This is a genomic window from Photorhabdus sp. RM322S (genome assembly GCF_042879395.1).
GTDB classification, from domain to species: Bacteria; Pseudomonadota; Gammaproteobacteria; order Enterobacterales; family Enterobacteriaceae; genus Photorhabdus; species Photorhabdus khanii.
In genome coordinates, this window is sequence record NZ_JBHFKW010000005.1 from 137,636 (window position 1) to 151,337 (window position 13,702).

Genomic DNA, 13,702 nt, shown 5'->3' on the forward strand with positions numbered 1-13,702 from the left:
GTAATTACCCCCTTAGTTGGTCCAGTTCTCCACGCGAAGACCAGAAACTCGCTCAAATTCACGCACATTATTGGTGACGATAATCAGTCCTTGGCTTCTGGCATGTCCTGCTATCTGGTTGTCATAAGCCCCAATGCACAAACCATTGCGCTCAAGCTCTGCAATGACTTGACCTGAGTGCACAGCAGCCTTACTATCGAAATTCAGCACCTCCAACCTGGCAGCAAACTCCTCAATTAACTTCATATTGGCCTCTGGATTTCCTGATTTCTCCGCCCCTTTCACCAGTTCCATTAATGTCACAGTACTGATACACAGTTGACCATGATGGCGCAAAAAAGCTTCACGCACCTTCTGGGGCCGGTTATTGAAAGTGTAGATACAGATACAAGTATCAAGCATGTATTTCAGCATCAGAGCCCCTCACGCTCTTGCACTGGCGGCTGCTCACGTTCTGCCATAAAATCGGCAGTCACACCAGGACCGTCAAACCAACTGTCCCAAGACTCACCAGCGGGCGTGATTATACGGGTACGCCCCACAGCCACCACATCAACCCGTTTCACTTCTTCCGGTAGAGCTACAGCTTTGGGAAGTCGGACTGCTTGAGAACGGTTACTTTTAAATACTGTTGTTTGCGCCATAAGATCCTCCTCCATAGGAATATACTTCTTATATATCCATAATAAGCACCAGGAGAAATATGTCAAAGGGATATACCTGATTTTTTCTATTTAAGCACTCTATATGTGGCTTGCTCCTTCCTCTGTAGCGCTTGAACTAAGTTTCACCCTGACCAATGTGTTATAGTTATTATCCACATTCAGCCAATTAAAGTATGGCAAAGATGGCCTAAAGTCTGCATAGCACGTTCCATTTCCTCATTCCAATCAAAAGAGGCATTAAGACGAAAGGCATGGTTAAACTGTTGGCTGGTACAAAACATACTGCCAGGCGCAATACTGATCCCTTCCGCCAACGCCAGTTGATAAAGCCGCTCGGCACTGAACAGTGGCTCAAATTCCAGCCAGAGGAAATACCCGCCTTTCGGGCGATTCACTTTCACTGATGCAGGCATATAGTCACCAATCGCCCGTAGCATTTGGTGTTGACGCTGTTCCAATATACGGCGAAGACGGCGCAAATGTTTATCGTATCCCCCTTCGGCTAGATAATCGGCAATAGCCAGTTGTGTCGGCATGCTGGCAGAAACGGTACTCATCATTTGTAACTGCTGGATTTTTCTGGCGTGCTTTCCTGCCGCGACCCACCCCACCCGGAATCCGGGCGCCAGACATTTAGAAAACGAAGAACAATGCATAAAGTTGCTTTCACTGTCCAACCCTTTCGCCGGTACAGGCCGTTGCTGATCGAAATAGAGTTCACCATACACATCATCTTCAATCAGTACTATTTGGTTACTGTTAAGGATATTCACCAATCGTAATTTATTTTCGGCAGACATCGTTCCGCCCAATGGATTCTGGAAGTGAGTCATTAACCAGCAGGCTTTTACCGGATATTTTTGCAGCACCTCCTCCAACGCATCTAAATCAATACCGTTTTGCGGATCGGTTTTTATTGCCACCGCTTTTAAGCGTAAACGTTCAATTGCCTGCAAAGCACCATAGAAAGCCGGTGATTCAATGACCACCCAATCACCCGGCTCAGTCACTGACTGCAAACTGAAACTTAATGATTCCATCGCACCGGCGGTAATGACAATTTCATCAGGAGAAACATGAATACCATGCATCGCGTAGCGGCGCGATATATTACGGCGTAACTTATCGTTACCCGGTGGTAAGTTAGCTAAAGAGCTATGCGGCGCAATTCGCCTGGCGACTGCCGCTAACGCTTTGGTAAGTTTAGGCTGAATCAATAAGGATGGATCCGGGAATGCTGAACCAAAAGGAATAATCGAGGGATCTTTGCACGCTTGTAATACATCAAAAATAGAAGCGCTTATTTCCACGCTTTCGCTCAGATGTAATCGCTTTCCCCCTTTCACCGCCGCAAATGGTTGTAAACGCTTGGTGACATAATAACCAGACTGAGGCCGGGAAGCTATCCATCCCTGACTTTCCAATAACTGATACGACTGAACAACCGTCATCAAACTCAAACCCGATAATTTCACTGATTCTCTCAGAGAAGGTAATCTATCGCCTACCAACCAAGTACCATCTTCAATATGTTGCAGGATTTGTTTGGCAAATTGTTCATAACGCGTCATAAGTTCAGACCTCCGTGGAAACTGTTATAGTTAATATACAGAAAATTGTCACTATTATAGTTATTTTTTTCATGCTCTACTTACCCACATACTTTTCCTGCCTTTATTCAAACTAAAAATAAGAGGTCACTATGTTTGGTTTAAGTGCCCTGGAACTGGCCAGAATTCAGTTCGCTTTTACTGTCTCCTTTCACATTATCTTTCCAGCAATCACGATTGGGCTGGCGAGTTTTTTAGCGGTACTGGAAGGATTATGGCTAAAAACCCGTCATAGTGATTACAAAGAGTTATATCACTTCTGGTCGAAAATTTTTGCCGTTAACTTCGGCATGGGCGTGGTTTCCGGCCTGGTTATGGCTTATCAATTCGGCACCAACTGGAGTTTTTTCTCCGAGTTTGCCGGTTCGATCACTGGCCCCTTGCTGACTTACGAAGTGCTGACCGCGTTCTTTCTTGAAGCGGGCTTTCTTGGCGTGATGCTATTTGGCTGGAACCGTGTGGGTGAGAAGTTACATTTTTTCGCCACCTGTATGGTTGCGCTAGGTACTCTAATATCCACCTTTTGGATACTGGCCTCCAACAGCTGGATGCAAACCCCACAAGGCCATGAAATTATCAATAATCAGGTCGTCCCCGTCGACTGGCTCGCAGTCATATTCAATCCCTCCTTTCCATACCGTCTGGCTCACATGTGTACTGCGGCATTCCTTGCCTCAGCATTCTTTGTTGCAGCTTCAGCGGCATGGCATTTATTAAAAGGCAATGACTCGACAGCAATGAAAAAAATGCTCTCCATGTCGATGTGGATGATCCTGATTATTGCGCCTTTGCAGGCGTTGATTGGTGATGCTCACGGTCTTAACACACTCAAGCATCAACCCGCTAAAGTCGCGGCAATGGAAGGCCATTGGGAAAATCGTCCCGGCGAAGCGACTCCGCTGATCCTGTTTGGTATTCCTGATATGGAACGGGAAGAGACGCGTTATGCCGTGGAGATCCCATATCTCGCCAGCCTGATTTTGACTCACAGCATCGATAAACAGGTTCCTGCTCTTAAAGAGTTTCCACCGGAAGACAGACCAAATGCCCTGATGGTTTTCTGGTCATTCAGAGTGATGGTCGGCCTGGGTATGCTGATGATCATTGCCGGTTGCTGGGGACTCTGGTTACGTTATAATCAACGGCTTTACCAATCAAAACCCTTCCTGCGTTTTATATTTTTGATGGCACCTTCCGGCCTGATCGCCATTCTTGCCGGCTGGTTTACCACAGAAATAGGCCGTCAACCATGGGTGGTTTATGGTCTGTTACGCACTAAAGACGCTGTATCCGCACACGGTGAAATCCATATGAGCATCAGCCTGTTGCTGTTTATCGTGGTTTATAGCTCGGTATTTGGTGTGGGTTACGCCTATATGATGAAACTTATCCGCAAAGGCCCCAAAAAGGAGTTAGAAAATGGGTATTGATCTGCCGTTAATCTGGTTCATCATCATTGTGTTCAGCACCATGATGTACATTGTCATGGATGGTTTTGATCTTGGGATTGGGCTGCTCTATCCCACGGTTAAAAGCGACAGCGACCGTGATTTAATGATGAACAGTGTCGCCCCCGTCTGGGATGGTAACGAAACCTGGCTGGTACTTGGGGGTGCGGGTTTATTCGGTGCTTTTCCTCTGGCTTATGCTGTTATCCTTGACGCGTTGACCATCCCCCTGACATTAATGTTATTTGGCCTGATATTTCGTGGCGTCGCCTTTGAGTTTCGTTTCAAATCCACGCCTGAGCATCGTCATATCTGGGATAAAGCCTTTATCGGTGGTTCTGTGATTGCCACCTTCGTTCAGGGGATTGTAGTTGGTGCCTTTATTCAGGGGTTCCCTGTTGAAAACCGGGCTTATGCGGGTGGCTATTTTGACTGGTTCTCACCGTTCCCGCTGTTCTGTGGCTTTGGGCTTATCGTTGCTTACGCCCTGTTAGGCTGCGGCTGGCTGATTATGAAAACTGAAGGCCATCTGCAACAGGCGATGTACCGTGTAGCCCGCCCACTCATTTTTCTGATGCTAGCTGTCATCGCCATTATCAGTTTGTGGACACCATTAATCCATCCGGCAATTGCAGAACGTTGGTTCAGTTTACCTAATTTATTGTTCTTCCTCCCTGTACCGCTGTTAGTGGTATGGTCCGGCTGGAAACTGCTGCGCTCCATCAAACACAAAACCCATTACACACCATTTCTGTTAGCGCTGTTGCTGGTTTTCCTTGGCTACAGCGGATTGGGTATCAGTATCTGGCCTAACCTGATCCCACCAGCGATCAGCTATGAAGCCGCCGCAGCACCACAACAAAGTTTAGGTTTTATGCTGGTTGGCGCCCTGCTGATCATCCCAGTGATCCTGGTTTATACCTATTGGAGCTACTACGTTTTCCGGGGGAAAGTGAACCATGAACAAGGCTACCACTGATCAAAATATCCAACGCCCTTCCGTATGGAAACGGATAGGCTGGATGGCGGTAATCTGGCTTTGCAGTGTGATGACTCTTTTTGCTGTCTCCACACTATTTCGCCTTCTGATGACAGCAGCAGGCATGAAATTAAAGTAATTGTTAACACTATTTAATAAATTGAGCTAAAGTTTTCATCAGTATCGCAGAACGGAATCTTAACCTGATGAAAACAAGTTCAAATAACTCTATCTTCACAAACCAAAAGTTGTTTGTAATCAACTCTATTATAAATTTATTTTTACTTTTTATACTGTTATTGATTAACAAACAGTCTATTCAAGATTTAATTCTACCGTTGCTGATAATGTTAAGCATTACAAATGTGTATTTCCTGATAAAAGCAGTGCATAATTCTGTTCCTGTCAAAGAATGGCAACATTCAAGATACAAAGCAGAAATTAACGCACTGAAACAAAAAAATGGCCATTTGGATTTCCTCTGTCAAAGCCATTTCAAACTACAAAACTGTAAACTTCTTCCTGAAAAGCTACAGGAGATTTTTTCTCATCTCAATCGCCTGATCCCTTTCTGTGAAGCCAAAATCATCCTTTATCCATCGCAACAAGAATATTTCTTCCGCAATCCCCACCAGTGCCCCTATTTCGATATGCCTCTGATTATGAGATGGAATCTGGATGATAATATTGATAACTATGGGACACTCTGGATAAAAACACACAGAAATAGTGATCTGACCCCCGATGAAAAAAGCCTGGTTCAGAATGTGGTTGCCTTAATGACGAATAAACTGTTACGGGAAAACCAAATCCAGTGCCACCATCAGAGTATCTTGGCAGCAGAAAGGGCGGCTATTTCCCGTGAACTCCACGATTCAATTGCCCAATCGCTCTCTTTCCTTAAGATTCAGGTTAATTGCCTGTATATCGGTAGTGACAACTTATCCAAGCAAAGTTTAACCTCGCTCAATATGATTAAGGATGAATTGAATATCGCTTACCGCCAGCTAAGAGAATTATTAGCAACCTTCAGGAACGAGCAGCCTCAATGTAATTTACAAGAATCTTTACAGACGTTGATTAATGAGTTTAACCATCGTCAGGGCTTTAATATTGAATTCAATTACCGTCTGACACATCAGCACATCCCTGACAGTTACTGTAAACATTTAATACAAATCATCCGGGAGTGTTTAAACAATTGCTACAAGCATTCCAATGCAAACTGGATCAGTATCCGTATTTATCCTATTGATGACAAAATCATTGCTGTTGTCAGTGACAATGGCCGAGGCATCGATCTAAATGCAATTGATAAAAACAGATTTGGACTGGCTATTATGCAAGACAGAGTCACTCTTATCGGTGGACAATTACAGATAAAAAACCGTAAAAATGGTGGTACAGAAATAGAAATTCAATTATCACTGGATTGAAAAAGACAAATAAATCAAATTACTGGCATCAGTGCAATTTATTGAATGATAATGATTAGCATTTGTGTTAATTGCTGTTACACTGCATTTTGCTTTATCAGATCATTACCTTCGATAAATTTTCCAGAGGAATTTTACGTGGCGAATAAAACAATTGAAGAGAAAAATATTTACCGCCCTGCACCACCGAGGCTTGTTCAGGTAAAAAAAATTTTCGACGTAACACCCAATATGCGCAGCATTACTTTCGAAAGTGAAAACCTGAACACTTATCCCACTGAATGCGAAGGCGGGCTGGTAAAAATATTTTTACCTCTTCCGGGACAGACCAAACCGATCTTACCCACTCTATCCCCAGAAGGCCCAATATGGCCGGCAAAAGAACTGCGCCCGGTTACCCGTGCTTACACTGTTCGGGCTCTCCGTGCCGAACAAAAAGAGATCGATATTGAGTTCGCACTGCATGACCATGGCGGTCCGGCGGTGGAGTTTGCTCACAGAGCCAAAATCGGTGACTGGATCGGCATCACTAACCCCGGAGGCCCTGATCCACTACTGCCAAAAGTCAGCAACTATTATATGGCCGGCGACCCAAGTTCCCTGCCGGCAATTGCGGCGCTATTGGAAACAATGAAACCGGACGCTGCCGGGCAGGTGATTATCCGTATTGAAAGTGAACAAGATATTCAGGAGTTGAAAAAACCAGCGGGAATAACAATCCACTGGATTACCGGCGGTGTTGAAGTAACCGACAAGATGGTATCCATGTTCAAATCCTGGTCATTACCAACAGAAGATGTCACTTTCTGGCTTGCCGGTGAAGATAAAATGGTAAAAGCGCTTCGTCGCTATGTTCGCCGTGAAAAAGGTTATGAACGCCACCAGCTGTATGCTATCCCTTACTGGAGACATGGCTTTAATGAGGAAGGTTATCACGAGCTGCGCCATGAAGTGATGGATAGCTTTGCGCTATGATTAGTGCATAATTTCAGCCAGTCATAATAGGCAAAAGATCACGCCGGGAGATTTTTTCAGGAATCTTGACGGTGTGATCAATAGGTATACCTGCTTTCCACTTTTGGGTTTTGGCTGCTGTATTCTCTGGAGGAAGCGGTATACCTTTTTGAAATGGGATGAGTCGTACCACCGGGCTACTTCATAAATTATCGCTCATTTCAACACCTAATGACACGGCATAATTATTACAAGAGTAATAGCTCCACAAAACATATTATAGATGTTTTATATTTACCTCTCATATTTATCCAAAAATTAACCGATATAAAAAATCATATCTAATTCATCACTAAAGCATTAATATATAATAAGAGAAAGACCTTCAGTAATTATTAAATTCATACTAAATAATATCTCTTCGATAAATAAAGTACTTTGACCTTTAGCTAAGGATAAAAAACATGAAAGATAACACTTTATATGATCCTATTGCACATCTTTACGAGAGCTTTTCAGATGCTGCTGCACATATCAAAGTAGAAATCAGAACTATCTTCGATCTGGCAGGAGATATACACGGGAAATCAGTGTTAGATTTAGCCTGTGGATATGGTCTTTTTAGTCGAGAATACAAAGATCGTGGTGCGTCAAAAGTCATTGGCGTCGATATATCAGATAACATGATAGCAATTGCGAAAAGCAAATCACAACAATACGGTGACGATATCGAATTTCACGTAAGAAATGTCTGCAAGATGGAGTCATTTGGCAAATTTGACATAGTCAATGCAGCCTGGTTATTCTGCCATGCAGAATCTATTGAAGACCTTGAAACTATGTTCCGTGTTATTGCCGCTCATCTCAAGCCTTCCGGTAAACTCATTGCATATACCGTTGAACCTGATTGTCAATTAGAAAAATTGAATTATGAAAATTATTGTATAAAAATTCTGAGTAAAGAGCCCGTGAAAGACACAACGCTCGTGAGAGCTGAATTTATTACCACACCACCCAGCCCTTTCACTATGTATCATTGGAGTCGTGAACAGTATCAAGCAGCGATCCAAAAAGCGGGGTTCAAACAATTTAGATGGCAAGAACCAATGCTGTCAAAAAGCGATATTGAGGATTATCCCCTAGGTTTTTGGGATGATTATCAACGAAATTGCCTTGATACAGCTCTTATTTGTCAGTTTTAACAAGATAATCCCCGAGATCCGCTGTCTTTCCTACACAAACCCCTCGATGAAAATCGAGGGATTTCAGACCGCTGATAAACTTCATTCAAAATAATGGGGTTTGTTTTTTCCAGATAGTATCCTGATTTCAAAAGATTCGCATGTCTGACATTCTAACTCACGCACTCAGCTCGCGACGTCTCCTGTCAGCACTTTATATCTGTATTTCGTTACCCACACAAAATGCTATTCAATCTGAAATACCGTGTGGCTGCCATATCTGTAATCCATATTGCACCTCCAGTACAACACAGTATTGCAGCTAAAGCCGGTGGTTTTAACCTTTCATTTGGAAGAAATAAAACCACTTATATGGTTAATAACCGTTTTCATAGTCTCAAGTTAACTAAATAGCTTTCTTTTTCAAATGGGCTTTAGTGGAAGGAACAACCTGTTTTTTCCTGTAGTAAGTGGTAAAAATCCATATTGTTTATAGAATTCCTGTGCTCCCTCAATAGCATCAACTACCATTGCATAAATCGCAATATCGGTAATAACTAGTGTACGTTTAATGGCGTCAGCCAGTAACATTTGGCCAATTCCACACCGCTGTGTAGTCTGGTTAACAGCTAATCTACCCAATAATGCACCGGGAACAAGTTGTTGAGGCAGTTTCTTAGAGAGATACGGCGGCAGCTCACTGAACTCAATCGACAAGGCTGAAAGCGTGTAATAACCTACGATTTTATTTGGTTCAGTGACATCTGCTGCCACAAATACTCGGCTGATCCTACGTGTAACATCTTGCCTCGCTTGCTTTCGAATATAGTCATCTAATAAGGGAACTCCGCAACGAAAACTGGCTCTATCGTGGTGGTTGTTTAGCCCCGATATAATAAGTTTTGGACAATCCGTCATTTATGGGTGACTCTTTGACTATGTTCTGACAAAGCTGCGGTCAATTTATCATTGAAATCGACTGGATTAGCTAGCGCATTAAAAAATGCCTCTGAATCTTGATTATTCAAACGCATCACTTCATGTTCGTGAATAGTTCTTTCAGCTTGTGCCAACGCACAGGCCAAAATGAAACTACTCACAGTCTTACCTTCAAGACTCGCCGCACGTTCAATTGATTGTTTCACCTGATGCTGCAAACGAAGATTGATTCTTTCTGTAACTATACCCATGATTCACGTTCTCTATTGTATAAACAATACTCTAATTGTACGTCAATATGGTGCCTTATACAACGTAGTTCAACTACAAAAGATTGTGTAGATATCTATCCAAATTTAGGAGGGAGAATTCCGCAGTTTTGTTAAGTACTCTTACAGTTTCCAGCCAATCGGAAGCCGGCATTTTTTGCTTCAACTTCTGTTTGAAAATAAATAGCATTCTTCTCCAAAATCGCTTTATATCCTGAACAATGGGAGAAATGATAAATTTTGCTATTGTTATTACCTTTGATTAATCCTGTATGTGACGAATCAGATGACCCCCGTTTTTTCTGGGTATCTGTTTGATTATTCTTTCCCTGCCCCTTTCTCTGCTCTGCTGGTGAAACACCGATAGCTGAATTCTTATGCCACAATTCCCATTTCCGTTCACCGGTAACAAAAGGATTATGATGCCCCATAATGCCGGCAATTCGGTTATCCCTCTCCCGTTCCCATTGATTTGGTGGATATTGACGATCCCAGGCTATGAATAACTGCTGCTGCTGACGTGACATAGAAAGATTATAACGATCGTGCATATAAAAATTGATCCGGGCAATTTGCCCTTTTACTGCGTCCCGCGGCTCGAACGTGCGAGATTTAGCATCGACTTTACTGGTACAAGCACCATAATCATTCGGCTCATTCTTTGGTAACATTCCATAACTGAAATTACTGCGATCACCGTTAACCTCGCCAATGGATGGAGACAAATTATGCATATCAGATTCCATTGCCCTGAAAACCGGATCTGAGGATACACAATTTTTCCTGCCTCCCTTTTGCCAACACTGCCGCTGATATCCAAAAACCCAGGCAGGAACAATATGTTCCCATTCAATCCGTTCAGCCCGGTCCCGATTCTGTTGTGACCTGACTTGATAACCACACGAAGACAGATTGACGCGCCCACCACTCTTCCCCGTCCATTGCCAATGGCAGCCACAATACAATGTTCCCGTCTTTGATTTAAATTGATCATGATAGATATGGTTACGCAGTTCAGTTTTAGCTTGCTCAAATGTAGCCGGAGCAGCAAAAGAAGATGAGGGAACAATTAAACTGAAACACCCAATATAAATCGCCCAAAAATTAACTTTCTGTTTCAATGACATACCCTATTTATTTAAAATATCATTTTGATCTCTCCCTTTTATGTTGCCTCATAATCGACCTATAAGACAAACATTGTTTATTTGCATTTCTTCTTAAATACTCCTTTTAAAACGAAAGACTATCTAACATGACGAAGAATGGGATCTAGCACTCGCTGACAAATAAATCCGATTTGCAATCCTGGCAATATATTTGGAAACAGCATGAAAAAGACCACGCTATCGCGCGGCCTTAAAACAAAGTAACTCCATCGGTAAAAATCATTGTTTTTCAGCAAGCAGTAACCTGTAAATTACACCGCCCACAATCCCGCCAATAATCGGCATAACCCAGAATAGCCATAACTGCTCTAAAGCCCAGGTATTCTGGAATATAGCAACAGCAGTGCTTCTTGCAGGGTTAACTGAGGTGTTTGTAACAGGAATACTGACCAAGTGAATTAAAGTTAACGCCAAACCTATTGCTAATGGCGCAAAACCCACATAGGCTCGTTTATCTGTTACACCAATAATGACAATCAGGAAAATAGCCGTCAAAACGACTTCAGCAACAATAGCTGACTGAAGTGAAAATCCACCCGGTGAATGCTCACCATAACCATTAGATGCAAAACCACTGGCTGTCACATCAAAACCAGCCTGCCCACTGGCAATAACATACAACACAGCCGCCGCAAGAATACCGCCTATAACTTGAGAAATAACATAAGGAATAATTTCTGCGGCCCTAAAACGCCCTCCCGCCCAAAGGCCAATTGTCACCGCAGGATTAAAATGTCCACCAGAAATATGCCCTACTGCGTACACCATCGCCACAATGGTTAAACCAGATGCTAAAGCGACACCGACAAAACCAATACCTAATTCAGGAAATCCAGCAGCTAATACAGCACTACCGCATCCCCCAAAAACCAGAACGAACGTTCCAAGCAATTCAGCCGTTAATTTTTTTAACATATTTTATCCTCACCCTGTTATCGAATAGAGTCACCTTGCTGGAATTAACTATAGCTAATAAATGAAAATCACGCTTATTTTTAGCATAACCGCATAAGCTGCTGATTGATTAGATATATTTATACTAAATTCACTTTAAGCACAATATTCAATGCAGAATTTGCCGTACTGGATCAACTTTTCGATAAAATATGGATCATTTAAAATCAATTATCTCCAGAATAATCTCAACATTATTTTTAAAATATAAAAATCCGGTGCAGAATATAGACACCGGATTATTACATAAGTATTGAATAGCTTAATATATATTAAACAATGGGTACGATATAAAAGATAGCTTTTTCATTACTAAATAAATAACTCATCTGACTACCAAAACTGAAATATTTGCATACCCGACAATTCCTGAAGCGTTTGAACCTAATAAATGAGTCGAAATATTAGGTCGCCTGGAACCAATGATAATTAAATCGGCTTCAACCTCATTTGCTGTTGACAATACTTTGTCCCTTGGTGATCCAAAAGCGACGGAGAAAGAGACTCGCTCTTTTGGCAAGTCTATTCTTTCAGCAACTTTTGCCAGTTCTTCTTCTGACCTTGCAATAGATTTCTTGGAAAAAGAGTTGATCAAGTCATAATGATAACTATAACTAACTGAAAATCTTGATACATCAGGAATGGAATGAAAAAGATGTATATTGGCACCAGACAATTTAGCCAAATACTCTGCATGTGCAATCGCTTTATCGGTCAATTCATCTTCTGAGATTTCCACCGGCACTAAAATAGTTTTGTACATATGCACTCCTATATTTATATACCAAACTGAACTACTTCAATAAGTATATGAAATATTCCACCATTTGCTGTGAGTTGTTTAACTAAATCAAACAAATTACTGTATAATTCGTTAATTCTACACAGACATATGCAATCTCAATGAAAATGAAGCCAGATCAAGATTTACTAAAACAGCTTTATCTAATGGTAAGCCATCCTGCGATGGCTTATCCAATTATCCACTGTCCATATTCGCGGTTTATTCACAAGAACCGTTTTCAACAACGATACCTACTGGGATAGGCTTTAAGCTTCAGCTATCTTACCTGATAACCAAAACAGATATTTTCGAGTATTTGACAACTCCTGCTGCATTAGATCCTAATAAATGCGTTGTGATATTAGGCCTCCTTGAGCCAATAACAATAAGATCAGCATTAATTTCTGTAGCAGTTTCTGTTATTTCGTCTCTTGGCGAACCAAATGCAATGGAATAGGATAGCTTATCATCAGGAAGATCCATCGTATCAAGCAGCATTCTTAAATTATCTTCTGCTTTAATTGTCGCTTTATCCTTAATTTCCTCATATCCTAATGAATATGCATTAACAATCGCCGATGAGATTGGCAATACATGAAGTATATGGAGCTTCGCACCCGTTTCTTTAGCTAAAGACAGGGCATGCTTAACGGCTTTACTCGTTAATTCATTTTCTGAAATATCTACCGGTACTAAAATAGTTTTGTACATACGCACCCTCCTATATTTACATACCAAACCAGACTACTACATTCAGTATACTCTATATACTGTTAATTACTATGAGTTATTTAACCAAACGAAAACAATGATAAAAAGCAATAAAAATTCTTATATTTCATATCTATATAGAATATAACCAATATCTTTCACATAGAATTAATACTTATAAAAATAAACGTTTAGCATTTTCACATATGCCGAAAGGAAAATGTACAGGGGCAATAACATCAGCCCCTGAAACCTATTTTACTGCCGATATAACGCTTTTATCTGCTGAACGGTATTTTCAAATATCTTAGCCTGTTTTTCATCGTCCATTTCTGCAATAGCACTCTCTACATTCAGTATAACTTTCCCGGCATTAGCTTGCCCCATCGTTTTAAGAACCAAAGCCAACAACATTTTTAAACATGTCACTTCTGTTGCCAGAACTTCGGTATCGGAAGATGAAGTCAAATCAATTTTACTCATAGTCGTTACCTACTTAAGTATTAATTACGTCATGAAAATAATAATTATACCACATAATTTGCCCCCTATTTTTATACACCTGACAAATAGATCTACAAAAACAAATGTTAACTTATTGTT

16 protein-coding genes and 1 pseudogene are annotated in these 13,702 nt (G+C 41.5%); 6 read left to right on the forward strand and 11 right to left on the reverse strand.

Annotated features, from left to right (window positions below):
• Positions 1-12: 12 nt before the first annotated feature.
• The 3 genes from vapC to ACGF63_RS05020 all read right to left on the reverse strand — a co-directional run bounded on the left by vapC (position 13) and on the right by ACGF63_RS05020 (position 2,236).
• Complete coding sequence (gene vapC, locus ACGF63_RS05010) at positions 13-414, reverse strand: tRNA(fMet)-specific endonuclease VapC (protein ID WP_036847669.1); 402 nt, start codon at positions 412-414, stop codon at positions 13-15.
• On the reverse strand, positions 414-644 hold the full coding sequence (gene vapB, locus ACGF63_RS05015; RefSeq protein WP_166288135.1) for a type II toxin-antitoxin system VapB family antitoxin: 231 nt from the start codon (positions 642-644) through the stop codon (positions 414-416). The genes vapC and vapB overlap by 1 nt, the downstream gene beginning before the upstream one ends.
• A 179-nt stretch (positions 645-823) precedes the next feature.
• Positions 824-2,236 carry a PLP-dependent aminotransferase family protein gene (locus ACGF63_RS05020; RefSeq protein ID WP_387629176.1) on the reverse strand — a complete coding sequence of 471 codons (1,413 nt, stop codon included), beginning with the start codon at positions 2,234-2,236 and terminating at the stop codon, positions 824-826.
• 131 nt (positions 2,237-2,367) lie between these two features.
• Between ACGF63_RS05020 and ACGF63_RS05025 the strand changes: the two genes are divergently transcribed.
• The 6 genes from ACGF63_RS05025 (at position 2,368) to ACGF63_RS05050 (ending at position 8,294) form a co-directional block, all read left to right on the forward strand.
• Complete coding sequence (locus ACGF63_RS05025; protein WP_152962185.1) at positions 2,368-3,705, forward strand: cytochrome ubiquinol oxidase subunit I; 1,338 nt, start codon at positions 2,368-2,370, stop codon at positions 3,703-3,705.
• Positions 3,695-4,702 (forward strand): cytochrome d ubiquinol oxidase subunit II, encoded by a 1,008-nt coding sequence (gene cydB, locus ACGF63_RS05030; protein ID WP_036847681.1) that lies wholly within the window; start codon positions 3,695-3,697, stop codon positions 4,700-4,702. Before ACGF63_RS05025 ends, cydB begins: the two co-directional genes overlap by 11 nt.
• Positions 4,683-4,841 (forward strand): DUF2474 domain-containing protein, encoded by a 159-nt coding sequence (locus tag ACGF63_RS05035; RefSeq protein ID WP_071992984.1) that lies wholly within the window; start codon positions 4,683-4,685, stop codon positions 4,839-4,841. Before cydB ends, ACGF63_RS05035 begins: the two co-directional genes overlap by 20 nt.
• A 247-nt stretch (positions 4,842-5,088) precedes the next feature.
• Positions 5,089-6,138 (forward strand): histidine kinase, encoded by a 1,050-nt coding sequence (locus tag ACGF63_RS05040; protein WP_387629179.1) that lies wholly within the window; start codon positions 5,089-5,091, stop codon positions 6,136-6,138.
• A gap of 138 nt (positions 6,139-6,276) precedes the next feature.
• Positions 6,277-7,113 carry a siderophore-interacting protein gene (locus ACGF63_RS05045; RefSeq protein ID WP_387629182.1) on the forward strand — a complete coding sequence of 279 codons (837 nt, stop codon included), beginning with the start codon at positions 6,277-6,279 and terminating at the stop codon, positions 7,111-7,113.
• 443 nt (positions 7,114-7,556) lie between these two features.
• Positions 7,557-8,294 carry a class I SAM-dependent DNA methyltransferase gene (locus ACGF63_RS05050; RefSeq protein ID WP_387629185.1) on the forward strand — a complete coding sequence of 246 codons (738 nt, stop codon included), beginning with the start codon at positions 7,557-7,559 and terminating at the stop codon, positions 8,292-8,294.
• A gap of 168 nt (positions 8,295-8,462) precedes the next feature.
• On the opposite strand, the pseudogene ACGF63_RS05055 reads toward ACGF63_RS05050, so the two are convergent.
• The 8 genes and pseudogenes from ACGF63_RS05055 to ACGF63_RS05090 form a co-directional block, all read right to left on the reverse strand.
• Positions 8,463-8,564 (reverse strand): annotated as a pseudogene (locus ACGF63_RS05055) (transposase); the annotation flags it as partial.
• 132 nt (positions 8,565-8,696) lie between these two features.
• Entirely contained in the window at positions 8,697-9,047 is a 351-nt protein-coding gene (locus tag ACGF63_RS05060) for a GNAT family N-acetyltransferase (protein ID WP_387629187.1), read from the reverse strand.
• 140 nt (positions 9,048-9,187) lie between these two features.
• Entirely contained in the window at positions 9,188-9,463 is a 276-nt protein-coding gene (locus tag ACGF63_RS05065; RefSeq protein ID WP_387629190.1) for a DUF1778 domain-containing protein, read from the reverse strand.
• A gap of 131 nt (positions 9,464-9,594) precedes the next feature.
• Positions 9,595-10,602, reverse strand: a complete 1,008-nt coding sequence (locus ACGF63_RS05070) for an endonuclease (protein ID WP_387629192.1) — start codon at positions 10,600-10,602, stop codon at positions 9,595-9,597.
• A 267-nt stretch (positions 10,603-10,869) separates the two neighbouring features.
• Positions 10,870-11,565 carry an aquaporin Z gene (aqpZ, locus tag ACGF63_RS05075; RefSeq protein WP_132356318.1) on the reverse strand — a complete coding sequence of 232 codons (696 nt, stop codon included), beginning with the start codon at positions 11,563-11,565 and terminating at the stop codon, positions 10,870-10,872.
• A 364-nt stretch (positions 11,566-11,929) separates the two neighbouring features.
• The gene (locus ACGF63_RS05080) at positions 11,930-12,367 is read right to left on the reverse strand and encodes a universal stress protein (protein ID WP_387629195.1); all 438 of its coding nucleotides are present in this window, start codon (positions 12,365-12,367) and stop codon (positions 11,930-11,932) included.
• 303 nt (positions 12,368-12,670) lie between these two features.
• Positions 12,671-13,099: a universal stress protein gene (locus ACGF63_RS05085; protein WP_387629198.1), complete on the reverse strand. Its 429-nt coding sequence runs from the start codon at positions 13,097-13,099 to the stop codon at positions 12,671-12,673.
• 258 nt (positions 13,100-13,357) lie between these two features.
• Entirely contained in the window at positions 13,358-13,582 is a 225-nt protein-coding gene (locus ACGF63_RS05090) for a DUF2594 family protein (protein ID WP_387629201.1), read from the reverse strand.
• Positions 13,583-13,702: the final 120 nt, after the last annotated feature.

Excerpts from the sequence above, each read along its gene's own strand:
- vapB (WP_166288135.1), bottom strand. The coding sequence starts at position 644 with ATGGCGCAAACAACAGTATTTAAAAGTAACCGTTCTCAAGCAGTCCGA.
- ACGF63_RS05080 (WP_387629195.1), bottom strand. The coding sequence starts at position 12,367 with ATGTACAAAACTATTTTAGTGCCGGTGGAAATCTCAGAAGATGAATTG.
- aqpZ (WP_132356318.1), bottom strand. The coding sequence starts at position 11,565 with ATGTTAAAAAAATTAACGGCTGAATTGCTTGGAACGTTCGTTCTGGTT.
- ACGF63_RS05020 (WP_387629176.1), bottom strand. The coding sequence starts at position 2,236 with ATGACGCGTTATGAACAATTTGCCAAACAAATCCTGCAACATATTGAA.
- ACGF63_RS05035 (WP_071992984.1), top strand. The coding sequence starts at position 4,683 with ATGAACAAGGCTACCACTGATCAAAATATCCAACGCCCTTCCGTATGG.
- ACGF63_RS05025 (WP_152962185.1), top strand. The coding sequence starts at position 2,368 with ATGTTTGGTTTAAGTGCCCTGGAACTGGCCAGAATTCAGTTCGCTTTT.
- ACGF63_RS05065 (WP_387629190.1), bottom strand. The coding sequence starts at position 9,463 with ATGGGTATAGTTACAGAAAGAATCAATCTTCGTTTGCAGCATCAGGTG.
- ACGF63_RS05085 (WP_387629198.1), bottom strand. The coding sequence starts at position 13,099 with ATGTACAAAACTATTTTAGTACCGGTAGATATTTCAGAAAATGAATTA.
- ACGF63_RS05090 (WP_387629201.1), bottom strand. The coding sequence starts at position 13,582 with ATGAGTAAAATTGATTTGACTTCATCTTCCGATACCGAAGTTCTGGCA.
- vapC (WP_036847669.1), bottom strand. The coding sequence starts at position 414 with ATGCTGAAATACATGCTTGATACTTGTATCTGTATCTACACTTTCAAT.
- cydB (WP_036847681.1), top strand. The coding sequence starts at position 3,695 with ATGGGTATTGATCTGCCGTTAATCTGGTTCATCATCATTGTGTTCAGC.
- ACGF63_RS05050 (WP_387629185.1), top strand. The coding sequence starts at position 7,557 with ATGAAAGATAACACTTTATATGATCCTATTGCACATCTTTACGAGAGC.